Source organism: Streptomyces sp. NPDC006643 (genome assembly GCF_042870175.1).
GTDB lineage: Bacteria > Actinomycetota > Actinomycetes > Streptomycetales > Streptomycetaceae > Streptomyces.
The window spans coordinates 237,747-263,564 of record NZ_JBIAHA010000001.1 but is presented as its reverse complement, the minus strand read 5'-3'; the positions used below and the strand labels follow the sequence as shown (position 1 = coordinate 263,564).

Sequence of the window (25,818 nt, the reverse complement as noted above, 5' to 3'; positions counted from 1 at the left end):
CCCCCGCCCCGCGGGCGGACGGCGCTGTTTGTCAGACACGACCTAAGGGATTGCCATGACGCATGGACAGACGGCCGGCCTCCCGCTGACCGCCGGCCAGAAGGACATCTGGTTCGACGCGAAGCTCTCCGGCGGGGGCGCGACGTACAACACCGCCATCTACTGGGACATCCGGGGGCCGCTCGACCACGACGTGCTGCGCCGCTCGCTCCAGCGGCTCGCCGAGGAGTCCGAGTGCCTGCGCGCCCGGTTCGCCGAAGTGGACGGCGAACCCCGCCAGTTCATCGAGCCGCTCGCCGTGCTGCCGCTGACCGTCACCGATGTCGCCGCGTCCCCCGACCCGGCGGGCGCGGCGCGGCAGGCCATCGGCGCCGACCTGCGCGTGCCCTTCGCCCTCGACGAGGGCGCCGAGCCGCTGTTCCGGTTCAGCGTCTTCCGGCTGGGGCCCGAGCGGGCGGTCTTCTGCCTGCTCAACCACCACCTGGTCTCCGACGGATTCAGTTATGTCATCTACTGGCAGCGCCTCGCCGGGATCTACGAGGCGCTGCTCGCCGGAACCTCCCCCGACGAGGACCGCTTCCCGCCGCTGAGCACCCTCCTCGACGCCGAGACGGCCTATCTCGGATCGGCCCGCGCCGAGCGCGACGCCGCCTACTGGCAGGGGGAGTTCGAGGACCGGCCCGAGCTGATCACCCTCGCCACCCGGGACGCCGAACCCGCGCAGACCTTCCTCCAGGCGGGCACCGTCCTCAGCGCGGCGACCGCCGAGCGGCTGCGTGCCGTCGCGTGGGAGTCCCGCGTGACCTGGCAGACCGCCCTCACCGCCGCCCTCGGCGCGTACACGGCCCGGATGGCGGCCACCGACGATGTCCTGCTCTCCCTGCCGGTCACCGCGCGGGTCGGCGGCAGCACCCAGCAGGTCCCCGGCATGGTGGTCAACTATCTGCCGCTGCGCCTCGCGGTACGGCCCGGCACCAGCCGCGCGGAGCTGCTCGCCCAGACCTACCGGGTGTTCTCCCGGGGGCTGAAGCACCAGCGGCACCGGGTGAGCCGGATCCGCCGCGCCATGGGCCTGTCCAGCGACGACCGGCGCCCGTTCGGCCCGTTCATCAACATGATGCCGCAGGTGGAGAAGCTGGGCATCGGCCCGTGCGAGGCCACCATCCACAGCGCGTCCACCGGCCTCGTAGACGACCTGGAGTTCACCGTCGCCGACCAGGGGGACCTGGGCATCAGCGTCAACCTCAGCGGCAACGAGGCGCGTTACGACATGACGGAGGTACGCGCCCACCTCGACCGCTTCACCGCCTTCCTCGACGCCTTCCTCACCGTGGGCGCCGACCAGCCGCTCGGCGCACTCGACCTGCTCGCCGCCGGCGAGCAACACGCCCTGGAGGCGGCGCTGTTCGGACCCGTACGGCGCACCCCGTACCTCGGAGTGGTCGAGCGGGTACGGGAGCGGGCCGCCCGTACCCCCGGCGCACCCGCCGTCACCGACGACGACGGCACCCTCTCGTACGGACAGCTCGTCGGCCGCGCCTCCGCCGCCGCGCGCAAGCTCGCCGGCGGCGGCCCCGTCGCCGTACTGACCGAACCCGGCGGCGACTTCGTCACCGCCGAACTCGCCGTGCTCGGCGCCGGGCGCGCCTTCGTGCCCCTGGACCCCGGCGCCCCGCACGCCCGGCTCGTCGCACTGCTGCGCGACAGCGGCGCCGCCGGTGTGCTCACCCACGCCGCCCACCACGACACGGCGCTGCGCGCCGCCGCCGAGGCCGGGCACGAGGGCGCCCCGCTGCCCGTGCACCTCCTGGACGGCGCCGAGGACCCCGCGCACGCGCTGGCCCCGGTGCTCGGCGGACCACTCGACCTCGCGTACGTCATCTACACCTCCGGCTCCACCGGCAAGCCCAAGGGCGCCATGGTGCAGCGCGGCGGCATGATCAACCATCTCCTCGCCAAGGTGGAGGAGTTCGGCCTCACCGACGCCGACGCGCTGGTGCACAACGCGCCCGTCACCTTCGACGTCACCGTCTGGCAGACCCTCACCACACTGCTCGTCGGCGGCCGGGTCCGGGCCTTCAGCCGCGCCGACGCCGCCGACCCCGACGCCCTGTTCACCACCATCGGCGCCGAGCGGCTGACCGTACTCGAAGTCGTACCGTCCCTGATGCGGGCGACCCTCGACGTGTGGGACGCGGCGGGCGCGTCCCCCGAACTGCCCGCGCTGCGCTGGATGATCTCCAACGGGGAGGCGCTGCCCGCCGAGCTGTGCACCCGCTGGTTCGCCCGCTACCCGGACATCCCGCTCGCCAACCTGTACGGCCCCACCGAGTGCTCCGACGATGTCACCCACGCCTACGCCGCGTCGGACGCGGACCTCGACGCACCGGTGGTGCCGATCGGCCGGCCCCTGCGCAACACCCGGCTGCACATCCTGGGCGACGACCTGCGGCCCGTGCCGCGCGGTGTCCAGGGCGAGTTGTTCATCGCGGGCGACGGCGTGGGCCGCGGCTACCTCGGCGAGCCGGGCCGCACCGCCACCACCTTCGTACCCGATCCGTTCGCGGCCGACGGCTCACGCATGTACCGCACCGGTGACCATGTCGTCCTGCGGGCCGACGGCCAGCTCGCCTTCGTGGGACGCCGCGACCACCAGGTCAAGATCCGCGGTCAGCGCATCGAGCTGGGCGAGGTCGAGTCGGCGCTGCGCGCCCTGCCCGGCATCGCCGACGCGGTGGCCGTGGCCGTCACCGACCCGGCCGGGCAGCAGCGGCTCGTCGGCTATCTGGTGCCCGAGGGCGATGCCCCCGACACCAGCACCGTGACCGACACCGACACCGCGACCACCGGCGCCCTCGACACCGCCGCCGTACGCGCCGCGCTCGCCGAGCGGCTGCCCGAGGCACTGGTCCCCAGCGCCCTCGTCACCCTCGACCGGCTGCCGCTGACCGCGCACGGCAAGGTCGACCGCAAGTCGCTGCCCGTGCCGGACCTCGCGGTGCCCACCGTGACCCGCACCGCGCGCACCGGCGAGGAGGACATCCTCTGCGCGGTCCTCGCCGAGGTGCTCGGCCTCGGCGCCGTCGGAGTCGAGGACAGCTTCTTCGCCCTCGGCGGCGACAGCATCAGCTCGCTCCAGGTCGTCAGCCGGGCCCGCAAGGCCGGTCTCGTCATCACCGCCCGCGACGTGTTCCGGCACCGCACCCCCGCCGCCATCGCCGCCGTGGCCCGGCGCGCCGCCGACGGACCGGGCACCGCGCTGCTGCCCGAGGACGACGGTGTCGGCGAGATCGAACTCCTCCCCGTCGCCCACCAGCTGCGCGAGTCCCTGGGCCAACTGCCCGAGGAGACGGACGAGTTCGGCCAGTACGTCACGGTGTCCGTGCCCGACGGGCTGCGCCCCGACCTCCTGGAGCGCGCCGTACAGGCACTCCTCGACCGGCACGACGCGCTGCGCCAGCGGCTCACCTCCCCGGTGCCCGGCCTGTGGTCCCTGGACGTCCTGCCGCGCGGCGCCGTGTCCGCGTCCGACGTCGTGGGCGCCGACCCCGGCGGCACCGCCGAGTCCCGACTCGCCCTCGCCCGCGCCGCGTTGCGCCCGCGCGACGGCCTGATGATGCGGGCCGTCCACCACGCGGCGGAGCGGGAGTTGCTGCTGGTGATCCACCATCTCGCCGTCGACGGCGTGTCCTGGCGGATCCTGCTGCCGGACCTGCGGGCGGCCTACGAGGCACTCGCCGAGGGCCGTGAACCGCTCCTCGATCCGGTGCCCGTCTCCTACCGCACCTGGGCCAAGGCCCTGTCCGGCGAGGCCCGCTCCGCCCGCCGGGTGGCCGAACTGCCGCTGTGGACCGGCCAGGGCGCGGCCCCCGCCGCCCGGCTCACCGACCGCCCGCTCGACCCGGCCCGCGACACCCACGCGAGCGCCGGACGACTGCGCGTCGAACTGCCCGCGGGCCCCACCGAGGCCCTGCTCACCCGCGTCCCCGCCGCGTACCGCGCCGAGATCAACGAGGTGCTGCTCACCGCCCTCGCCCTCGCCGTCACCGGCCGGGCGCGGGAAGCGGGTGGCGACGGACCGACCCGCGCGCTGATCGAACTGGAAGGCCACGGCCGCGAACAGCTGGCCGGCGACCTCGATGTGTCCCGTACCGTCGGCTGGTTCACCAGCGTCTTCCCCGTCGCCCTTGAGGTCGGCGCCTTCGACCGGGAGGAGATACGCGGCGGCGGAGCCGTCCTCGGCGCCGCGCTCGGCCGGGTCAAGGAGGCGCTGCGCGCGCTGCCCGACCACGGCGCGGGACACGGACTGCTGCGCCACCTCAACCCGCAGACGGCGGGCGTCCTCGCCCGCGAGGCCGTCCCGCAGCTCAGCTTCAACTACCTGGGCCGGTTCACCACCACCGAGGGCCGGGAGGGCGGCGACTGGACGATACGGGCCGGCGCCTCCGGGCTGACAGCGGCCCCCGGCACCCCGCTGCGCCAGGCCGTGGACCTCGTCGCCGTCACCGAGGACCGCCCGGACGGGCCCGTCCTGGTGGCCGACTGGACCTGGGCCGGCGCGCTGTTGTCCGAGTCCGAGGTCGGCGCGCTCGCCGAGCGCTGGTTCGAGGCGCTCGAAGCACTCGTCGCGCACGCCGGACGGCCCGCCGCCGGACGCCTCACGCCGGCGGAGTTCCCGCTGGTCACCGTCGGGCAGGAGGAGATCGACGCGTACGAGAGCGAACTGGCGGGGATCACCGACATCCTGCCCCTCACACCGCTCCAGCGCGGGCTCCTGTTCCAGAGCGAGTTCGACGGCCGGGGCACGGACGCGTACACCCTCCAGGTCGTCATGGACATCGAGGGCCCCCTCGACCCGGCCGCGCTGCGGGCCGCCGCGACCGCGCTCCTCGATCGCAACCCGGCGCTGCGCGCCTGCTTCCGACGCCGGGCGAACGGCGACCCGGTGCAGGTGATCCCCGCCGCCGTCGAACTCCCCTGGAGCGAGGTCGACCTGACGCACGTCGCGGCGGCGGACACGGCCGCCGAGGTGCGCCGCCGTACCGACGCGGAGTGGCTGCGGCGCTTCGACGCCGCGCACGGGCCGCTGACCCGGTTCACCGTCTACCGCACCGCCGCCGACCGGCACCGCGTCGTGTGGACCACCCACCATCTGCTGGTCGACGGCTGGTCCCTGTCCGCCGTCCTCGCCGACGAACTCGTCACCCTGTGGTCCAACGGCGCCGATGTGACACCGCTGGCCCGCGTCGCCCCCGCCCGCGCCTACCTGGAGTGGTCCGCCGCCCAGGACAAGGACGCCGCACGGGCGGCCTGGCGCGCGGAGCTGGCCGGTGTCGACGGACCGACCCGGCTCGGCCCCGCCGAGCGTGAGCGGGTGTCCGCGCTGCCCGAGACACTGGGCGTGGAACTCCCGGCGGAGCTGACCGCGCGGCTCACCCCGTGGGCCCATGAGCGCGGACTGACCATGAACACCGTCGTGCAGGGCTCCTGGGCCGCCGTGCTCGGCAGTCTCACCGGCAGACGGGACGTCACCTTCGGCGCCGTCGTCTCCGGGCGCCCCGCCGAACTGCCCGACGTCGAGCGGATGGTGGGCGCCTTCCTGCACACCCTGCCGGTACGGGTCACCCTGGACCCGGCGCTGTCCTTCGAGGCGGCCCTCACCGACCTCCAGGACCGGCAGCTCGGTCTGGAGGCCCACCACCACCTGGGCCTGGCCGAGGTCCAGAACTCTGTGGGGACCGGTGAACTCTTCGACACCGTCGTCAGCTTCCACAACTACCCGGCGGGCGTGCTCGACCGGATCGGCGAACACCTGCCCGGCCTGACCATGCGGCACTGGAAGGCCCGCGTCATCGCCGAATACCCGCTCGCCGTAGGGGTGTTCCCGCTGCCCGACGGGCGGCTGCGGGTGGAGGCCGAGTACCGGCCCGACATCTTCGACGAAAGCCAGGCGGCCGGCTTCGTCCAGCGCTTCGTACGCGTCCTGGAAGCGCTCGCCGCCACCCCCGACGCGCCGCTCGCCACCGTCGACACCCTGGGCGACGACGAACGCCACACCCTGCTGCGCGTCTGGTCGGGCGCCGAGGCGGCCCGGACCACCGCGCCCGCCCTCGCCACCGACGCCCTCCAGGCGTGGGCGGCCAACAGGCCCGGCAAGGAGGCCGTCGGACTCGACAGCACCTGGCTGACGTACGCGGAGCTGAACGGCCGCGCCAACCGGCTCGCCCGGCTCCTCCTCGCCCGGGGCGTACGCCCCGAACAGCCCGTCGCCGTGCTGCTGCCGCGCTCCCCGGACCTGGTGGTCGCCGCGCTCGCCGCGATGAAGGCCGGCGCGGTGTTCCTGCCCGTCGACGCCGACTACCCGGCCGACCGGGTGGGCTACCTCCTGGCCGACGCCCGTCCCGCCGCGCTGATCACCGACACCGCCACCGCCCGCGGCACCGCCGCGGTGCCCGGCGCCGGTACGCCCCTGCTGCTGGACGACCCGGAGACCGTACGGGAGTTGGCGGCGCAGCCGGACACCGATCCGACCGACGCCGACCGCAACGGCGCCCTGCACCCCGAGAACGCCGCGTACATGATCTACACCTCCGGCTCCACCGGGCGCCCCAAGGGCGTCACGGTCGCGCACACCGGGCTGATGGCGATGGTCGACAGCTTCACCGAGCGGCTCGGCCTGGACGAGAACGTACGCGCCCTGCAATTCGCCTCGTTCAGCTTCGACGCCTCCGTCTTCGGCATCATGCTGGCCCTCCTCAACGGCGGCACCCTCGTGATCGCCGACGAGGAGCGCCGCACCCCGGGACAGCCGCTGGTCGACCTCATCAACGACGCCCGGATCAATCTGGTGGCCCTGCCGCCCGTCGTCGCGGGCGGACTGCCGCGCGGCAGCACGCTCCCCGCGGACCTGCGGCTCGTGGCGACCGGCGAGGCGGTCCCCGCCGAGGTGGTCGACCGATGGGCCGACCAGGTGCTGATGTTCAACGGCTACGGCCCGACCGAGGCCGTCGTCGGCTGCACCCTCGCCGGCCCGCTGGCCGGCGGCGCCGGACGCCCGCCGATCGGCGGGCCCACCAGCGCCCACCGCGTCTATGTCCTCGACGCGCGCCTGCGGCCGGTGCCGCAGGGCGTGACCGGTGAGCTGTACGTCTCCGGCGGCCTGGCCCGCGGCTACCTGCGCCGGCCCGGACTCACCGCCGAGCGCTTCGTCGCCGACCCCCACGGCCCCGCCGGCTCCCGGATGTACCGCACCGGGGACCTGGTGCGGTGGCTGCCCGACGGCCGGCTCGACTACCTCGACCGCATCGACGACCAGGTCCAGTTGCGCGGCATCCGGATCGAACTCGGCGAGATCGCCTCGGCGTTGCGCTCCGCGCCGGGCGTCGAGCAGGCCGTCGCCGTGCTGCGCGAGGACGCGGCGGGCGAACGCCGCCTGGTCGCCTACGTGGTGCCCGAGGGCGCCGCGCCCGACGCCGAACCCCGGATCAGCGGCGAACTGCGGGACCGGCTCACCGGCGAACTGCCCGACTACATGGTGCCGTCCGCCGTGGTGACACTGCCCGCGCTGCCGCTCACCCCGCACGGCAAGCTGGACCGCGCCGCGCTGCCCGACCCCGACCTCGGCGCCGTGTCGCGGGGACAGGCGCCCCGTACCCCTCTCGAAGGGATCCTGTGCGGCCTGTTCGCCGATGTCCTCGGCATCGAACAGGTCTCGGTGGACGACGACTTCTTCGAGATCGGCGGGCACTCGCTGCTCGCGACCCGGCTCGTCAGCCGGGTCCGCAAGGCGCTCAGCGTCGAACTGCCCATCCGCGCCCTGTTCGAGGCACGGACCGTGGCGGCGCTCGCCGCGCAGGTCGCCGCCGCCGACGAGGCGCGGCCCGCGCTCGTACCCGCGGCGCCCGACGCGCCCCGCGTGCTGTCCTTCAGCCAGCAGCGGCAGTGGTTCCTCAACCGCCGTGAGGGCCGGGGCGACGGCTCGTACAACACCGTCATGGCGTTCCGGCTCACCGGCCGGCTCGACCTGGCCGCCCTCCAGGCCGCCCTGCTCGACGTGACCGACCGGCACGACGTCCTGCGCACCGTCATGCCGGAGACCGACGGGGAGCCGGCGCTGCGCGTCCTGGACGCGGTCGGGGGCGCGCCCACCGTCCAGGTGGTGTCCGTGCCCGCGGACGAACTGGCCGCCGCCCTGGCGGCGGAGGCCGACCAGGGCTTCGACCTCACCGAGGAGACCCCGGTCAGGGTGCGGGTGTTCCCGGCGGGAGCCGACGAGTCCGTCCTGCTGCTGGTGCTGCACCACATCGCCTTCGACGGCTGGTCGATGGGCCCGCTGCTCGGCGACCTCTCCACCGCCTACCGGGCCAGGGCCGAAGGCCGCGTCCCGCAGTGGCAGCCGCCGGCCGTGCGGTACTCCGACTTCGCCGCCTGGCAGCGCGAACTCCTCGGCGGCGCCGACGATCCGGACAGCACGGCGGCACGCCAGCTCGACTTCTGGCGGGACGCCCTGACGGGCCTGCCCGAGGAGCCGGTGCTGCCCACGGACTTCCCGCGCCCGGAGCGGCCCAGCCGCGCCGGAGACGCCGTGATGTTCGACGTCGTGCCCGAACTGCACGACGCGGTCGGCGAGTTGGCGCGTACGACAGGGACCACCGAGTTCATCGTCTTCCAGGCGGCGCTCGCCGCCCTGCTCACCCGGCGCGGCGCGGGCACCGACATCCCGGTCGGGGTGTCCGTGGCGGGCCGGGGCGACGACGCCCTCGCCGACACCGTCGGGATGTTCCTCAACTCGCTGGTGCTGCGCGGCGACACCGGCGGCGACCCGACCTTCCGGGAACTGCTCGCCCGGCTGCGCGAGACCGATCTGGCCGCCTACTCCCACCAGGACGTCCCCTTCGACCAGGTGGTGGACGCGCTCAGGCCGGCCCGCGCCCTGGGCCGGCACCCGCTCTTCCAGGTCTCGCTGACCGTGCAGTACGACGCGGTGCGCGACCTCGATCTGCCGGGCCTCACCGCCCGTCCCGAGTACGTGCCCTCACGGCAGGCCAAGCTGGACCTCGTCGTGGAGCTGATCTCCTGGGCGGGCCAGGGCGGCATGCGCGGTCTGTTCACGTACAGCACCGATCTGTTCACCCGGGAGAGTGTGCGCAGGCTGACCGAGCAGTTCACCCAGGTGCTCAGGGACGCCGTCGCCGACCCGGACGTACGCGTGAGCGGACTGCGGCTGCTCGACGAGGCCGAGGAGGAGCGGGTGCTCCACGGCTTCAACGGCAGCGCCCGCGAGCTGCCGGCCGAGACCGTCGTCGGCCTGTTCGCGGAACGCGCGGCGCACACCCCGGACGTCGTCGCGGCCGGCTCCGGCAAGCGGGCCCTCACCTACGCCCAACTGGACTCCCGTGCGGACGACTTGGCCCGGCGTCTGATCGACGCCGGTGCGGGCCTCGACCGGGTCGTGGCACTCGCCGTACCCCGCGCCGCCGACCAGGCACTCGCGTCGCTCGCCGTCCTCAAGGCGGGCGCGGCCCTGCTGCCGGTGGCCGCCGACGAACCGACGGGGCGGGTACGCGCGCTGTTCGCCGACACCGGCCCCGTCTGTGTGCTGACCACGGCGGGACTCGCCGGGCGGCTGCGGGCGACCGGGGTGCCCGTCGTGGTCCTGGACGGCGCGGCCCCGGGCACCTCGCCCACCGGGCCGGTCACCGACACCGAGCGCGGAGGCGCCCTGACCCCCGGACACGCCGCCTGGCTGGTCCGCGCCACCGGCACGGGGGACCGCCCGTACGCCCACGTCGTGGACCACCGCGCCGCCGCCGCCCATCTGCGGTGGGCGCTCGGCGCCGGCAGGTCCGGCGAGGCCGGACTGTGGGGCGCGCTGCTCGCCGGCAAGGGTGTGGCGGCCGGTGAGCGGCCCGGACCGGAGTGGACGGCGCCCCGGCCCGAACCGGTGGACGACGGGCCCGCCTGGAACGTACGCCGCTATGTCCTGGACGCGTGGCTGCGGCCGGTGCCGCCGGGTGTCACCGGCGAGGTGTATCTCGCCGGGGCCTCGGTGCCGCGCGTCGTCGCGGGCCGGCCCGGCGAGTCCGCCGCGACGATCGTCGCCGACCCCTGGGGCGGCAAGGGCGCGCGGATGCGCAGGACCGGACGGCTCGCCCGCTGGGACACCGGCGGCAACCTCCAGGCGCCACCGTCGAGTTCACCGGGGGAGCCGGAACCGGCGCCCGCCCCGGCCGCGGCGCCTGCCGTGGAGCGGGACCCGGTGACGGTGGCCCTGCTCGGCATCGTCACCGAGATCCTCGGCGTCGAACAGCTCCCCGCCGAGGCCAATTTCTTCGAGGCGGGCATGGACAGCATGAAGTCGATGCGCCTGGTGAGCCGCGCCAAGAAGGCGGGCCTCGACGTGAGCGTCGCGGACGTCTTCGCGCACCAGAACGTCGCGGCGCTCGCGGCGGGCCTCCGGCCCCCGGTCGCCGCGGCGCCCGAGACACCGGCGCCGACACCGGCGTCCGCGCCCAGGGACAGCACCAGGATCATGGCCGAGGCGATCGGGGAGACCGACGCGCTCGACCACGCCGAGACGTTCGGCACGACCCTGTGCATCCGGCCCGGCGGTGACCGGCCGCCCGTGTTCTGCCTGCACAGCGGCGTCGGCTTCGCCCTGTCCTATCTGCCGCTCGCGCCGTACATAGACCGGCAGCACCCCGTCTACGGCATCCAGTCGCCGAGCGTGGTGGGCGACGCCCCGCTGCCCGCGACCGTCGAGGAGAACGCGGCGGCCTACATCCGGCTCATCCGGGAGATACGGCCGAAGGGCCCGTACCACCTGCTCGGCTGGTCGTTCGGCGGACTGCTCGCCTACGAGATCGCGGTCCAGCTGCGCGCGGCGGGCGAGGAGGTCGGACTCCTCGCGGTGCTCGACTCCTACCCGCGCACCGGCGTGGCCGACGTACGCGACGAACAGGGCAGTCTCGCCTGGCTGCTGGAGGGCATCGGCCACAGCCCCGACGAGTACGGCGGCCGTGACCTCACACCCGCCGATCTCATCGACGTGCTGCGCCGCGACAACAACCCGCTGGCCCGCATGGGGGAGGAGCGCATGACCCGCATGGTCGCCCTGATGGCCCGCCACCAGATCCTCAACACCGCGTATCTGCCGGGGAGTTACGACGGCGAGATGCAGCTCTTCGTCGCCGGGCGCTCACCGTGGGGCGAGGTGACGGACAAGGAGGCGCTGTGGCGGCCACAGCACAGCGGCCCCACCACCGTGCACCGGATCGACTGCGCGCACGACGACATGCTCAGCGCCGGACCACTGGCCGAGATCGGTCCGGCCGTCGCCGCCGAACTCGACCGGCTGCACGCCGCGCGCACCGGCCGGGAGCTGTCATGACGACGACCCTGCCGACCCCCCGTCATCCGAAGCCCGTCGACGCGCCCCCGCCCACGGCGGCGGGGACGCCGTACGGCCGGCTGCGCACCGCCGCCGTGGAGATCACCGCCGTGGCCGGCCGCCGGCTGCGCCGGCTCAGCCGCGCCCCCGGCCGGGCCATCGGCGTCGTCCTCAACCCGCTGATCTCGCTCGTGCTGCTCGGCTATCTCTTCCGGGACGCCGTCACCCTGCCGGCGGGCGGCTCGTACATCGAGTACGTCTTCGCGGGCGGCGCCGTCCAGGTCGGACTCGCCTGTGTCGGACCCACGGCGGTGTCGCTCGCCATGGACTTCCAGGGCGGGCTCGTCGACCGGTTCCGGTCCCTGCCCATCAGCCGGCTCGCGGTGCCGATCGGGCACACCAGCGCCGACCTGGTGGTGGGCCTCGCCGGGCTCCTCGTCACGGCCGTCGCCGGGCTGCTGCTCGGCTGGCGCTCGCACACCGGGCTGCTCCCCACCCTCGCGGGGTTCGCCCTGATCGCGGTGTTCGTGTACGTGATGCTGTGGCTCGGGGTGCTGCTCGCCCTGACCCTGCGCAGCGTCGAGACGATCGCCGTGGTCGCCCCGTTCATCGTCATCGTGCTGCCCTTCCTGTCCAGCGCCTTCATCTCACCGCAGTCGATGCCCGGCGCGGTGCGGCCACTGGCCGAGTGGAACCCGGTGAGTTCCGTGATCGCGGCCTGCCGCGAGCTGTGGGGCAACCCGGCCACCACCAGCGGCGGCTTCGTCGGCGAACACCCCCTGCTCGTCGCGGCCGTGACCATGACCGCGCTGTTCGTGACCTGCTGCGTCGTGAGCCTGCGCCGCTTCCGCACCGCGGGCCGCTGACCGGCCCCGGCCCCGAGCCCGCTCCCAGTCCCGAGGACGAAGACCCATGCCCGTAACCGAACTGGCGCACGCGCCGGACCTCGCCTCCCTCGATCTCACCGACCCCCGGACCTTCCTCGACAACGACGCGCCCGCCATGTGGCGCCGCTTCCGCACCGAGAGCCCGGTGCACTGGCACCCGGCCCGCGGGGACAACCCCGGATTCTGGGTGGTGTCCACGTACGCCGACGCCGTGAGCGTCTACCGCGACAACAAGCGGTTCACCTCCGAGCGGGGCACGGTGCTCGCCACCCTGCTCCAGGGCGGCGACTCGGCGGCGGGCAAGATGCTCGCCGTCACCGACGGCAAGCGGCACCGCGAGATCCGCAACCTGATGCTGAAGTCCTTCGCGCCACGCGTCCTCGAACCCGTCGTCGCCGGGGTCCACGAGCACACCCGCCGGCTCCTCGCCGGGATCATCGGCTCGCCCGACGCGGACTTCGTCACCGACGTCGTCGACCACATCCCGATCCACACCATGGGCGACCTGCTGGACATCCCCGACGCCGACCGGCCGCAACTCGTCGAGTGGAACACGCGGACGCTGTCCCGGCACTCCGGCGACGACAGCGAGTTCGAGTCCCTGATGGCCCGCAACGAGATCCTGCTCTACATGTCGCAGCTCGTCGCCGAACGCCGGGCGAACCCCGGTGACGACGTCCTCAGCGTCCTCGCCACCGCGCGGATCGACGGCGAGCCGCTGACCGAGGACGAGATCGTCCTCAACTGCTACAGCCTCATCCTCGGCGGCGACGAGTCGACCCGGATGTCCCTCACCGGCGGCCTCATCGCGCTGGCCGAGAACCCCGAGCAGTGGCGCAGGGTCAAGGCGGGCGAGGTGACCTCGGAGAGCGCCACCGAGGAGGTGCTGCGCTGGGCGACGCCCGCCATGCACTTCGGCCGGCGCGCCCTGACCGACGTACCCCTGCGGGACCGGGTGATCAAGGCGGGCGACGTGGTCACCCTCTGGAACACCTCCGCCAACTTCGACGAGGAGGTCTTCGCCGACGCCCACCGTTTCGACGTGGGACGCAGCCCCAACAAGCATGTGGTGTTCGGCCACGGCCCGCACTTCTGCCTCGGGGCGTTCCTCGGCCGGGTCCATGTGCAGGCCATGGTCGAAGCGGTACGCGACATGGCGGCGGAGGTCGCCCTGCGGGGCCCGGCCGTCCGCCTCTACTCCAACTTCATTCACGGCTACAGCGGCCTGCCCGTGGCACTGCGCGCGGCACCGGCCGGTGAGGAGACCCGCTGACGTGCGACACGAGACCCTGACGACGGGCGGCACCACACTCGCCGTCCTGCACCTGGACAGCCCGGCCGACAGCCCGGCCGGCGGCCCGGCGGATGCCCCGGACGGCACCGGCCTGGGCGACATCCGGCGGCAGGCCGAGGAACTGCTCGACACATACGGCGCGGTGCTGCTGCGGGGCGCCGGCGCCACCGACGCGGAGGCGTTCCACGCCGTGGTCGCCCGCTTCGGCGACCGCCTCATCGACAGCTACCGGGGCGGCAACACCCCGCGCGCCGCCGTCTCCGACGGTGTCTTCACCTCGACCGAGTACCCGGCCCGCTACGACATCACGCTGCACAACGAGCTGTCGTACGCGAAGACCTGGCCGACCCGGCTGTTCTTCGGCTGCTTCGTGGCGGCGGCGACCGGCGGCGCCACCCCGGTCTGCGACGGAGAGGCCCTGCTCGCCGCGCTGCCGGCCGGACTGCGCGACCGGCTGGCGGGCGGGGTCGTCTACCACCAGCATCTGCACGGCGGACACGGGCTCGGCAAGTCGTGGCAGGACACCTTCGAGACCGAGGACCGCGCCGTCGTCGAGGAGTTCCTGACCGATTCCGACGCCGACTTCGAGTGGACCGCCGAGGGCGGTCTGCGCGTACGCCAGCACCGGCCGGCGATCCGCAAGAACCCGCGCACGGGTCGCGACACCTGGTTCAACCAGGCCGACCAGTGGCATCCGTCCAACCTGCCGGGCGACGAGGGCGAGTTGCTGCTCTCGGTGACCGAGTCCGTCCACGATCTGCCGCACTGGATCACCTACGGCGACGGGAGCCCGCTCTCCGACGAGGACCTGGCGCACATGCGCCGGGCCCAGCGCGAGAACAAGCTCGCGGAGCCCTGGCGGGTGGGCGACGTGATGATCGTCGACAACATGTCGGTGCTGCACGGCCGAGAGGCGTTCACCGGCGAGCGCAAGGTCGTCGTCGCCATGACCTGACCGCAGAGCTTCACCAACCCTCCGCCGGGGGGCCCGGGGCCACGCTCCGGGCCCCCCGGCGGTCCAACCGAGGAAGGGGCCCGAGGATGAACGTGCTCGACGGCATCCTGGCCGGCGCACGCGAGGACCTCGCGCTCCGGCGACGCGAGGTGCCACAGCGGGAGTTGGCGGACCGGGCGGCCTCCCGCCCGGCCGGCCGCGACGTCACCGGCCTGCTGCGCGGCGGCGCCGGCGTGCGGGTGATCGCCGAGGTGAAACGGGCGAGCCCCGCGCTCGGCCCCATCGCCGACATCGCCGATCCGGCCGCGCTCGCCGCCGCGTACGAGGCGGGCGGCGCGGCGGCGGTCAGCGTCCTCACCGAGGGCCGCCGGTTCGGCGGCAGCCTCGCCGACCTGGACGCGGTCCGCGCCCGGGTCCGGCTGCCCGTGCTGCGCAAGGACTTCGTCGTCGACCCCTACCAGGTGTGGGAGGCCCGCGCGCACGGCGCCGAGCTGGTCCTCCTGATCGTCGCCGCCCTCGAACAGCCGCTCCTCACCGACCTGTTGGCCCTCGCCGCCGAGGTGGGACTCACCCCGCTGGTGGAGGTGCACGACGCGGCGGAGGCGGTACGGGCGCTGGACGCCGGGGCGCCGGTGATCGGGGTCAACGCCCGCGACCTGCGCACGCTCGACGTCGACCGGGGCACCTTCGCCCGGGTCGCACCGGAGATCCCGGCCGATGTGGTGCGGATCGCCGAGTCGGGTGTACGCGGCCCGGACGACGTCGCCGCGTACGGCGCGCTCGGCGCCGACGCGGTGCTGGTCGGGCGGTCCGTGGTGACGGGCGGCCCCGGCGCGGTGGCCGCGCTGGTGGCCGCGGGACGGGCCTGAGCGGCGGAACGCGGGCGCGTACGGCGTGCTTCTTCGACACTCACTGGGAAGGGCCGACATGGCAGCAGGGAAAAGCAATTCCGGGGACGGGCACGAGGCCGCGAGATCCTGGCGCACACGCCCGGCGGCTCAGCAGCCGCACTGGCCCGACCCCCGGGAGCTGGAGCGCGTCACGGCCGGACTCGCCGTACGGCCGCCGCTGGTGAGCGCCGACGCGTGCGACCGGCTGCGGCAGCGGCTGGCGCGAGTGGCACGCGGCGAGGCGACGCTGCTCCAGGGCGGCGACTGCGCCGAGACCTTCGCGCCCGGCACCGCCGGATCGATCCGCCGCACGGCCACGACGCTGCTGCGGATGGCGGCCGTCCTCGGCCGCGCCAGTGGTCTGCCGGTGGTCACGGTGGGGCGGATGGCGGGGCAGTACGCCAAACCGCGATCGAGCCCCGTCGAGCGGCGGGACGGTGTCACCCTGCCGTCCTACCGGGGCGACGCCGTCAACGGACGGCACTTCGGCGAGCGGGCCCGCAGACCCGACCCCGCCCGGCTGCGCACCATGTACGAGGAGTCGGCGCGCACGCTCGACGTGCTGCGCTCCCTGGCCGCCGAGGGGGCACCGGACGTCCCCGGCCCGGAGTTCTATGTGAGCCACGAGGCGCTGCTGCTGGACTACGAGGCCGCCCTGCTGCGTACCGACCCCGCGACGGGGCGCGTCCACTCGGGCGGCGGACATCTGCTGTGGATCGGTGAACGCACCCGCCAACTCGACGGCGCGCACGTCGAGTTCTGCTCCCGCATCAGCAACCCCGTCGCGGTGAAGCTGGGCCCGAACGCCACCAGCGACGAAATGCTCGGGCTGATGGACCGGCTCGACCCGGGCCGGGAGCCCGGCAGGCTCACCTTCGTCGTGCGGGCCGGCGCCCGACGCGTACGCGACGTCCTGCCCGCCCTCGTCGAGAAGGCCAACGCCGAAGGCTCCGCGGTGTGCTGGGTCAGCGATCCCATGCACGGCAACACGGTCACCGCGCCGAGCGGCCACAAGACCCGGCATGTGGCCGACGTGCTCGACGAGGTACGCGGCTTCGTCGAGGTGCACCGCGCGCTGGGCACGCACCCCGGCGGCGTCCATCTGGAACTCACCGGGGACGACGTCACCGAATGTCTCGGCGCCGGCGGCCCGCTGTTCGCCGAGGAGCTGACACAGCGGTACGAGACGGCGTGCGACCCGCGGCTCAATCGCGCGCAGGCGCTCGGTCTGGCCGACCGGCTCGCCGACTCGTACCGGCGGAGCTGACCGGACGGGCCCGCAGGGCCTGCGCCACGATGTCGAACGGGGGCGCGTCGGCGAGATAGAAGTGCTCGCCCGGGGGCGTGCGGAGTTGGAACGGGCCCCGGGTGGCCTCCTGCCAGGCCGCCGCGTCCGCCCGCGACACCCGGGGATCGGACAGCCCGACGAGCGAGGTGAGCGGGCAGGTGAGCGGGCTGTTGGTACGGCCCGCGTACCGGGCGAGCATCCGGAAGTCGGCGCCGATGTACGGCATCACGAGTTCGACGAAGCCCCGGTTCTCCAGCAACTCCGGCTCGGTACCGCCCAGTTCGACCAGGGTACGGGCGACGGACGCCTCGTCCCAGGTGGTGGCGGCGGCCGGGTCGGCGGTCATCAGCTGCGGGGCACGGGCGCCCGAGACGACCAGGGCGCTCACCTCGGCGCCGGCCTCCGACAGCGCGCACGCCGTCTCGAAGGCGACCGTCGCGCCCATGCTGTGCCCGAACAGGACGGTGGGCCGGGTGTCCCCGGTGGCGAGCAGCTCCTCGGCGACGCTCCGGGCCAGCGCCACGAGATCCGTGGCGCACGGCTCGGTGAAGCGCTCCGCCCGGCCCGGATAGCACACGGTGTGGACCTCGACGCCGTCGAAGGCCCGCGCCCAGCCCCGGAAGAAGTGCGGGGACCCTCCGGCGTGCGGAAAACAGATCAGCCGCCGCGCGGCGAACGGTCTCGGCTCGACGCACTGCGTCCACAGCATGCTGCCCCCCGGATTCGTGCCCCGCGGCTGTCCCGCGGGAACGTGTCGTGCTCGTCGTGATGATCTGTCACGGCCCTGACACGGAGCTGACACCGGCTCCGGCCCCGGCCCGCTGCCGGCCCGCTACCGGTCCGCTGCCTGGCCGCTGTCAGCGGGCTGTCAGGGCGGGGAAGGAAACATGGCCGAACGACAGGTCCTAGGTCGGACGTGGCCCAGGTGTGCCCAGTCGTCGTTCACGATCCACGGGAGACCCCATGCCGGTGACATCGCCCTACCACTCGATCACGGAGGCGCAGATGATGCCGCGCCTCGTCCGGATCGGTCCCCGCCTGTACGGCGCGGTCTTCACCCTGATGAAGCTGCTGCCCGCGCATCACATTCTGCGAGAGGCGCAAGAACGCGGCGAGCTGGAGAGCGACACCGTGGTCGTCGAGACCACGTCGGGCACCTTCGGGCTCGCCCTCGCCATGCAGGCGGCCCTGATGCGGCTCAAGCTGATCCTCGTCAGCGACCCCGCCATCGACGCCAATCTGTACCGCAGGCTCACCGACCTCGGGGCGACCGTCGAGATCTGCCGGGAACCCGCGCCCGTCGGCGGCTACCAGGAGGCCAGGCTGCGCCGGCTCGCCGAGATCCGCGCCGAACTGCCCAAGACCTTCTGCCCCGAGCAGTACACCAACCCCGGCAACCCCCTCTCGTACAAGGTGGTCGCCGATCTGCTCACCCGCCAACTCGGCACGGTCGACTGCCTGGTGGGCCCGGTCGGCTCCGGCGGCTCCATGTGCGGCACCGTGCGCGGCCTGCGCGAGCACACCCCGCACACCCGGGCCATCGGTGTCGACACCCATCGCAGCGTGCTGTTCGGCCTGCCCGACGGAACACGTGAACTGCGCGGCCTCGGCAACAGCCTGTGGCCTGGCAATCTCGACCACTCCGCCTTCGACGAGGTCCACTGGTGCTCGGCCGGCGACGCGTACCGCAGCACGCGCGCGCTGCACGCGGAACACGCGCTGTTCCAGGGACCGACCAGCGGCGCGGCGTATCTCGTCGCCCGCTGGTGGGCCGACCGCAACCCGGACGGTACCTGTGTGGTGATGCTCCCGGACGAGGGTTACCGCTACCAGGCCACCGTGTACGACGACGCCTGGCTGACGTCCCACGGGTACGCGCCGGGCGAGCACCCCTCCGAGCCGGTCGGCGTCGCCGGCCCCGATCTCGTCGGCGAGCGCTGGTCCCGCTACGTCTGGGGCCGCCGACCCTACGAGCAGGTCCCCGGGACCGTGGCGCGCGGCGCCTCGGCCCTCACCGTGCCGGAAGGCGGCCTGTCATGAGCGGCGCACCGACGGCGACCGACGGCGCACCACCGATGACGGCGGGCGCGGCACCGATGACCGCCGGAGAAGCCGCACCGGCGGCCGGCACCGGGCGGCTCACCCGCACCCTCAACCCCCGTACCCGCCGCATCGTCTACGGCGCGCAGGACTTCGACGACATCCGCCGCGAACTGGCGCCCATCAGCACCGTCGACCTCGCCCATGTCGTGATGCTCACCGAGAGCGGACTGCTCCCGGGACCGGTCGCCGCCGCCCTGCTCCACCGGGTCCGGCGGATGCGCGCCGACGGATTCCGCGAACTCGAAGGGCTCGACGCCCCCCGTGGCGCGTATCTGATGTACGAGGGCCATCTGGTGCGGGAACTGGGCGCGGACGTCGGCGGCAAGCTGCACACCGCCCGCTCCCGCAACGACATCAAGGCGACCGTGACCGCGATGCGGCTGCGGGACGAACTCATCGAGCTGACCGGCCAGTTGCTGCGCCAGCAGGCCGTACTGCTGGCCCGCGCCCGCGCCCACGCGCACGTCGTGATGCCCGTGCACACCCACTTCCAGCCCGCCATGCCGATCACCTACGGCTACTACCTGGCGGGCATCGCGTCCGCGCTCGACCGCGATCTGACGGCCCTGCTGCACACACTGGCCGAGGTGGACCGCAGCCCGCTGGGCGCCGGCGCCGTGGCCGGTACGGATCTGCCCATCGACCCGGGCCGCACCGCCGCGCTCCTCGGCTTCTCCGGACCCGCGCCGCACGCCATGGACGCGGTGGCCTCCCGCGACAGCGTGCTGCGCGCGGTCGGCTGCGCCGCATCGGCCGCGGTGACCCTCAGCAGGCTCGCCACGGACCTCCAGCTGTGGAGCACCCAGGAGTTCGGCTTCGTCGCGTTCCCCGAACGGCTCGTCGGCGGCAGCTCCGCCATGCCGCAGAAACGCAACGCGTTCCTCCTCGAACACGTCAAGGCCAAGGCGGCGGTGGCCATCGGCGCGTGGACCGCCGTGGCGTCCGCCATGAAGTCGACACCGTTCACCAACTCCATCGAGGTGGGCACGGAGGCCGTGGCCGCGGCCTGGCCCGCCTTCGACGCCCTCCACGACGCCGTGCTGCTCGGCCAGGTCCTGGTGTCGGGGGCACGGCCGGACGCCGGGCGGATGGACCGACGGGCCCGCGAGGGCTTCGTCACCGCCACCGTCATCGCCAACAGAATGGTCGCCCGGGGTGTCCCCTTCCGCACCGCGCACCACGTGGTGGGCGCCGCCGTACGCGACGCGGTCGCGGCGGGGGAGCACGACCTGACGGCGGTGGCCCGCCCCGAGGAACTGGGCCTCGACCCGCGCGCCGCCTCGCCCACGCCGGGCGAGGTCGTCGCGGACCTGAACAGGGGCGGCGGCCCCGGCGAGTGCGACACGGTCGTGGCCCGGCTCCGCGCGAGCCTCACGGGCCACGGCGAGCGCCTGGCGGAACACCGCCGCCGGCTGCGCGCCGCCCACCGGCGCCTCGACGCCGACTCCGCCGCCGTCGTGACCCGGTACGGAACAGGAGCGTCGTCATGACCGGCCGCTGGTTCGCGTTCGTGGAGAGCAACACCACCGGTACGGGGCGGGAGTTCTGCGCCGCCGCGCGGGCCCGGGGCCTGCGGCCCGTCCTGCTGACCCGCGATCCCGGCCGCTACCCGTACGTCGTCCAGGACGGCATCGAGACCCGGACCCTGGACACCGCGGACCTCACCGCCGTCCTGGCCGCCTGCGCCGCGCTCGCCACGGACGGCGGGCTCGCCGGGATCACCTCCAGCTCCGAGTACTTCGTGGCGTCCGCTGCCCGCGCGGCGGCCCGCCTCGCACTGCCCGCGCCCGACGGCGACGCCGTCGAACGCTGCCGGGCCAAGGACACGCAGCGCGCCGCGCATCTGGCCGCCGGGGTGCCCGTGCCCGCGTTCGCGGTGGCCGACGACGTGGAGTCGGCCGTCGGCGCGGCCGACACCATCGGCCATCCCGTCGTCCTCAAACCGGTGAGCGGATCGGGCTCGGTCGGCGTACGGCTGTGCCGGGACCGCGACGAGACCAGGCGGTGGGCGGCCGGCCTGCTCGCCCGCGGCACCGACGAACGGGGCGCGAGCACGGCGCGCCGCGTCCTCGTGGAGGCGGCCGTGGACGGACCGGAGTTCTCCGTCGAGACGTTCGACGGCGCCGTCGTCGCCGTCGTCGCCAAACACCTCGGCCCACGGCCGTACTTCGTCGAGCACGGACACGACGTACCCGCCCCGGTGGCACCGGACATCGCGACCGCCCTCGGCGACACCGCCCTGCGCGCGCTCGCCGCCCTCGGCCTCGGCTGGGGCGCCGCCCACACCGAACTGCGCCGATCCGCCGGCGGACCCGTCGTCATCGAGGTCAACCCGAGGCTCGCCGGCGGCATGATCCCGGCCGCCGTCCGGGCGGCCACCGGCGTCGACCTGGTCGACGCCGTCGTCGCGCGGGCGGCGGGACTGACCCAGGCGCCGCCGGGGACGGCAGCCGGACACGCGGCCGTCCGGTTCGTGATGGCCGGGCGCGAGGGACGCGTGACGGCCGTCGAAGGGCTCGAAGCGGCGGCGCACGCGCCCGGCGTGGTGGCCGCCGTGGCGGCGAACACCTACGTCGGCCGCGAGGTCACGATCACGCACTCGTTCCAGGACCGCCTCGGCTGCGTGGTCGCCACCGGGTCCGACACCCGGACGGCCGGTCGACGGGCCGAGGCGGCAGCCGAGTTGATCGCCGTCGACATCGCACAGGCGGTACCGGAGGGGGCCCCGAGCAGATGAGCGCGGACACCGAACTCAGCAGGATCCCGCGCCGGCGCGCACCCGGCGACGCACCGGGATACGCGGCGCTGCGCACCCCGCTGCCCCCCGGACTCCCGGAGGCCCTGACCCGCACCGCCGAGGAACTGAACACCTCCGTGGCGGACCTGGTGCTCGCGGCGTACGTCCATGTCCACGCCGCGATCACCTCCGACCGCGACGTGCTCGTCGGCTGTGTACGGTCGACCGCCCACCGGGCCCCGCTCACCCTGCGCCACACCGTGACGGGCTCGTCCTGGGCCGACCTCGTGACCGCCGTCTCGCACACGCCGCTGGCCCACCGCCCCGGCGTACGCCCCGAGGCGACGGTGGACCTGACCGGGCTCACGCGACCGGCGGCGATCCCCGGGGAGAGCCCGGCCGGGGACGGTGTCGTCCTGCACACCGGGTGGGAGCGCGACGAGCACGGCGGACTCACCCTCCGCCTCCACCACGACACCGCGCACATCGACGCCGCGTACGCCGAGCGGCTGGCCGGCTACCAACTGACCGCCCTGCGCCTGCTCACGGCGGACCCCGCCGCCCGCCACGACCGGCAGAGCCTGCTGTCGCCGCAGGAGAGGCGGACCCAGATCTTCGGGCTCGCCGGGCCGCGCGCCGAGCTGCCGGACGCGACGTTCACCGACCTGTTCGAGGAGCAGGCGCGGCGCACTCCCGACGCCCCCGCCGCCCTCCACGGGGAGCTGAGCTGGACGTACCGGCGGCTCGACGAGCGGGCCGGCCGGGTCGCGCGGGCGCTGGCCGAGGCGGGGGCCGGCGCCGAGGACACCGTCGCCGTGGTCATGGAACGCTCCCTCGACTGGATCGCGTCCGCCGTCGGCGTGTTCAAGGCGGGCGCGGTCTATCTGCCGATGCCGCCCGACCTGCCCGTCGAGCGGATGGCGTACCAACTACGGGCCGCCGGCGCGGTGGTGGTGCTCACCGACCACGACAGTGAGGCGTACGCGCGCAAGGCCCTCGCCGAACTGGACTCCCCGCCACCGGTGTTGAACGCGCCGCACCTACAGGACACCGACGGCCCGGCCCCGCCGACGCCCACCGGGCCCGCCCCGCAGGCCTCGCCGGCCCCGGACCGGGCGGCGTACGTCTTCTTCACCTCCGGCTCCACCGGCACCCCCAAGGGCGCCGTGTGCGAGCACGCCGGGATGCTCAACCATCTCCTCGCGAAGGTCGAGGACATGGGCCTCGCGGCGGGCGCCGGCGAGGTCGTGGCACAGACCGCCTCGCAGGGGTTCGACATCTCCCTGTGGCAGTTCGCCGCGCCGCTCCTGACCGGCGCCGCCGTGCGTGTCGTGGACTCCGGTGTCCTGCTCGACCCGGAGGGCTTCCTGGCCGAGATCGCGGGCGGCGGGGTCACCGTCGCGCAGACCGTGCCCGCGCATCTGGACGCGCTGCTGCGCGGTGTGGAGCACGGAACGGCCGCGACCGGGGCGCTGCACACCGTGTGCGTGACCGGGGACGTCCTCGCGCCGGCGCTGGTACGGCGGTGGTTCGCCGCCTTTCCCGGCGTACGCCTCGTCAACGCCTACGGCGCCACCGAGGTGTGCGACGACACGACGCACCACGTCATGGACGCCCCGCCGGACGGCGGCACCGTCCCGCTCGGCCGGCCCCTGCGCAACGTCAACACCTATGTACTGGACGAGAATCTGGAGCCGGTCCCGCTCGGCTCGGTCGGCGAGATCGCCTTCTCCGGGGTGTGCGTGGGGCGTGGCTACCTCAACGACGAGGCGCGCACCCCGCAGTCCTTCGTACCCGATCCCTTCCGGGCGGGCACCCGGATGTACCGCACCGGTGACTTCGGGCGCTGGTTGCCCGGCGGGCGGCTGGAGTATCTGGGGCGCCACGACGAACAGGTCAAGATCCGCGGCTTCCGTATCGAACTCGGCGAGATCGAGCACCGGTTGCGCGCCGTGCCCGGGGTGCGGGAGGCCGCGGTCGTCGTCGACGGCGAGGCCCGGGAGCCCCGTAATCTCGCCGCCTTCTTCACCGCGTGGGACGCGCCGTCGTCGCCCGATCTCGTCGCGGCGGCCCGGGAGTTCCTCGGTGAGCTGCTGCCCCACTACATGGTGCCCGCCCATCTGTACCGACTCGACCGGCTGCCGCTGACCACACACGGAAAGGTCGACAAGGCGGCCCTGGGCGCGCTCGCCGGGACCCTCGGCCACGGCGGCGCCGCGCACACCGCGCCCGCCGGGCCCGGCGAACGGCGCCTCGCCATGGCATGGGCCGAAGTCCTCGGCGCGCCTCTTGAGCGCATCGGCCGGGACGACAACTTCTTCGCGCTCGGCGGCACTTCGCTGGCGGCGGTACGGCTGATCGCCCAGCTCGACCGGCGGCTGACCGTCCGTGAGCTGGTGGCCCACCCGCGCCTCGCCGATCTCGCGGGCGTCCTCGCCGGGCGCGGGCGGGGGGAGACCGGACCCGGCGGCCAGCGGCTGCTGCATCCGCTGCTGCCGGTACGCAGCGTGCACCACACCCTGGTGTGCTTCCCCTACGCGGGCGGGAACGCGGTGAACTTCCGCTCGCTGGCGGCCCAGTTGGAGCCGGAGGGCATCGCCGTCCTCGGCGCCGAACTGCCCGGACACGACTTCGCCGCCGAGGACGAACCGCTCCTGGACGTGCCCACGATCGCGGCGCGGGCGCGGGACGAGATCCTCGCGCACGTCGGCACACCGGTGCTGTTGTGGGGGCACTGCGCGGGATCAGCCGTGGCGCTCGCCACCGCCCGGCTCCTCCAGGAGGCGGGGCGGCCCGTGCGGCGTGTCTTTCTCGGGGCGCAACTCCTGCTGCCCGACGAGGAGTTGCGGGCCGAGGCTGAGCGGGTCGCCGGGGTCGACCGGCGGCTGCTGCTCGACCGGATGCGGGTGGACAACGCGTACGTGGAGCTGGACGCGTACCGGCCGGAGCGGGCCCGTATCGCCGACCGCTCCTACCGGCACGACGTCGGCGTGGCCAACCGCCATCTCGTCCGGGCCCGGCAGGATCCCCGGCGCCACCGGGTGAGCGCGCCGGTGGACGTCGTGGTGGCGCGCGACGACACCGCCACCGCCGACGCGGGGCGTCGCCACCGGGCCTGGCTGGAGCTGTGCGACGAGGTGACGCTGCACGAACTGGACCAGGGCGGCCACTACTTCGTCGGTACGCGGCCGGCCCTGACGGCCGCCTTGGTGCGGGCGGCCTGTGCGCCGCCCGGCGACCGGGGCGACCATGGCGATCGGGACGAGGGGACCGGACCATGACGACGAGCACGAGCACGAGCACGAGCAGCACGACGAGCACGAGCAGCAGGACGGGCGCGGGCAGCGCACGGGACGCGGGCTACCGAAGGGTGGCCGCGACCGGCGTCAGCACCGCCTTCGGCACCTTCGGCGAGCTGCTGCAAGGCGTGCTGCCCGAGGAGGACGGGGACTTCCTGGTGACGCTGCCCGTCGCCCGCTGGTCGCTGGCGCGGTTCGAACTCGGCGCCCCGGGGGACGCGTTGACGGTCTCCCCGGAGCACAAGGCCAAGGCGCTGCGGCTCGCCTCCATGATCCTTGCGGACTCCGGCGGCGGCGCGGGCGGCATGCTGCGCATCGACAGCACCCTGCCCGAGGGCAAGGGCCTGGCAAGCTCGTCCGCCGACCTGGTCGCCACGGCGCGCGCCGTCGCCAACGCGCTCGACGAGCCGATGCCGCCGCGCCGCCTGGAGACGTATCTGGCCAGGATCGAGCCGACCGACGGCGTGCTGTATCCGTCGATCGTCGCTTTCCACCACCGCAGTGTCCGGCTACGGGCCCGGCTCGGGTCGCTGCCGTCCATGGCCGTGGTCGGCATCGACGAGGGCGGCGCGGTGGACACGGTCGCGTTCAACGCCATCCCCAAGCCGTTCACCGAGGCGGACAAGCACCGTTACGCGCGGCTGCTTGAACGCGTCACCGGTGCCATCGCCCGCGGTGATCTCGCCGAGGTCGGCCGGGTGGCGACGGCGAGCGCCCGGATGAATCAAGTCCTGCGGCACAAATGGGCGTTGGAGCCGATGGTGCGTATCTGCGAGGAGGTGGGCGGGCTGGGCGTGGCGGTCGCGCACAGCGGCACCACGCTCGGCGTCCTGCTGGACAGCACGGCCCCCGACTGCCCCGCGCGTCTCGCGGCGGCGGCCCGGCGATGCCAGGAGCTGTCCGGGGATGTGACGGTCTATCACACACTGAGCTTCTGAGCTTCTGAGTCTCTGCCGAGCCGCCCCCGACCTCTTCC

General features: G+C 74.2%; 12 protein-coding genes. 11 read left to right on the top strand and 1 reads right to left on the bottom strand.

Translation table 11 applies throughout. From position 1 onward, the window contains the following. The first annotated feature begins 55 nt into the window (after positions 1–55). The 6 genes from ACFYNU_RS01030 to ACFYNU_RS01005 all read left to right on the top strand — a co-directional run bounded on the left by ACFYNU_RS01030 (position 56) and on the right by ACFYNU_RS01005 (position 16,682). Positions 56–11,389: an amino acid adenylation domain-containing protein gene (locus ACFYNU_RS01030; RefSeq protein ID WP_356589831.1), complete on the top strand. Its 11,334-nt coding sequence runs from the start codon at positions 56–58 to the stop codon at positions 11,387–11,389. Then, positions 11,386–12,255 (top strand): ABC transporter permease, encoded by an 870-nt coding sequence (locus ACFYNU_RS01025; RefSeq protein WP_356589833.1) that lies wholly within the window; start codon positions 11,386–11,388, stop codon positions 12,253–12,255. Before ACFYNU_RS01030 ends, ACFYNU_RS01025 begins: the two co-directional genes overlap by 4 nt. A 46-nt stretch (positions 12,256–12,301) precedes the next feature. Then, positions 12,302–13,549 carry a cytochrome P450 gene (locus tag ACFYNU_RS01020; protein ID WP_356589835.1) on the top strand — a complete coding sequence of 416 codons (1,248 nt, stop codon included), beginning with the start codon at positions 12,302–12,304 and terminating at the stop codon, positions 13,547–13,549. Between the two features lies 1 nt (position 13,550). Next, positions 13,551–14,525, top strand: coding sequence for a TauD/TfdA family dioxygenase (locus ACFYNU_RS01015; RefSeq protein ID WP_356589837.1), 975 nt, complete (start codon positions 13,551–13,553; stop codon positions 14,523–14,525). Positions 14,526–14,611: 86 nt separating this feature from the next. Then, entirely contained in the window at positions 14,612–15,394 is a 783-nt protein-coding gene (gene trpC, locus ACFYNU_RS01010; RefSeq protein WP_356589839.1) for an indole-3-glycerol phosphate synthase TrpC, read from the top strand. A 58-nt stretch (positions 15,395–15,452) separates the two neighbouring features. Further along, positions 15,453–16,682, top strand: coding sequence for a 3-deoxy-7-phosphoheptulonate synthase class II (locus ACFYNU_RS01005; protein ID WP_356589841.1), 1,230 nt, complete (start codon positions 15,453–15,455; stop codon positions 16,680–16,682). On the opposite strand, the gene ACFYNU_RS01000 is transcribed toward ACFYNU_RS01005, so the two are convergent. Beyond that, positions 16,621–17,412, bottom strand: a complete 792-nt coding sequence (locus ACFYNU_RS01000) for an alpha/beta fold hydrolase (protein WP_356589843.1) — start codon at positions 17,410–17,412, stop codon at positions 16,621–16,623. The genes ACFYNU_RS01005 and ACFYNU_RS01000 overlap by 62 nt on opposite strands. A 254-nt stretch (positions 17,413–17,666) precedes the next feature. On the opposite strand from ACFYNU_RS01000, the gene ACFYNU_RS00995 reads away from it, so the two are divergent. The 5 genes from ACFYNU_RS00995 to ACFYNU_RS00975 are packed head-to-tail and all read left to right on the top strand — an operon-like array spanning position 17,667 to position 25,780. Then, positions 17,667–18,743, top strand: a complete 1,077-nt coding sequence (locus ACFYNU_RS00995) for a cysteine synthase family protein (RefSeq protein WP_356589845.1) — start codon at positions 17,667–17,669, stop codon at positions 18,741–18,743. Then, positions 18,740–20,296 (top strand): argininosuccinate lyase, encoded by a 1,557-nt coding sequence (gene argH / locus ACFYNU_RS00990; RefSeq protein ID WP_356589847.1) that lies wholly within the window; start codon positions 18,740–18,742, stop codon positions 20,294–20,296. The genes ACFYNU_RS00995 and argH overlap by 4 nt, the downstream gene beginning before the upstream one ends. Then, positions 20,293–21,543 carry an ATP-grasp domain-containing protein gene (locus ACFYNU_RS00985; protein ID WP_356589849.1) on the top strand — a complete coding sequence of 417 codons (1,251 nt, stop codon included), beginning with the start codon at positions 20,293–20,295 and terminating at the stop codon, positions 21,541–21,543. The genes argH and ACFYNU_RS00985 overlap by 4 nt, the downstream gene beginning before the upstream one ends. Further along, the gene (locus ACFYNU_RS00980) at positions 21,540–24,824 is read left to right on the top strand and encodes an amino acid adenylation domain-containing protein (protein WP_356589851.1); all 3,285 of its coding nucleotides are present in this window, start codon (positions 21,540–21,542) and stop codon (positions 24,822–24,824) included. Before ACFYNU_RS00985 ends, ACFYNU_RS00980 begins: the two co-directional genes overlap by 4 nt. Further along, the gene (locus tag ACFYNU_RS00975) at positions 24,821–25,780 is read left to right on the top strand and encodes a kinase (protein WP_356589853.1); all 960 of its coding nucleotides are present in this window, start codon (positions 24,821–24,823) and stop codon (positions 25,778–25,780) included. The genes ACFYNU_RS00980 and ACFYNU_RS00975 overlap by 4 nt, the downstream gene beginning before the upstream one ends. Positions 25,781–25,818: the final 38 nt, after the last annotated feature.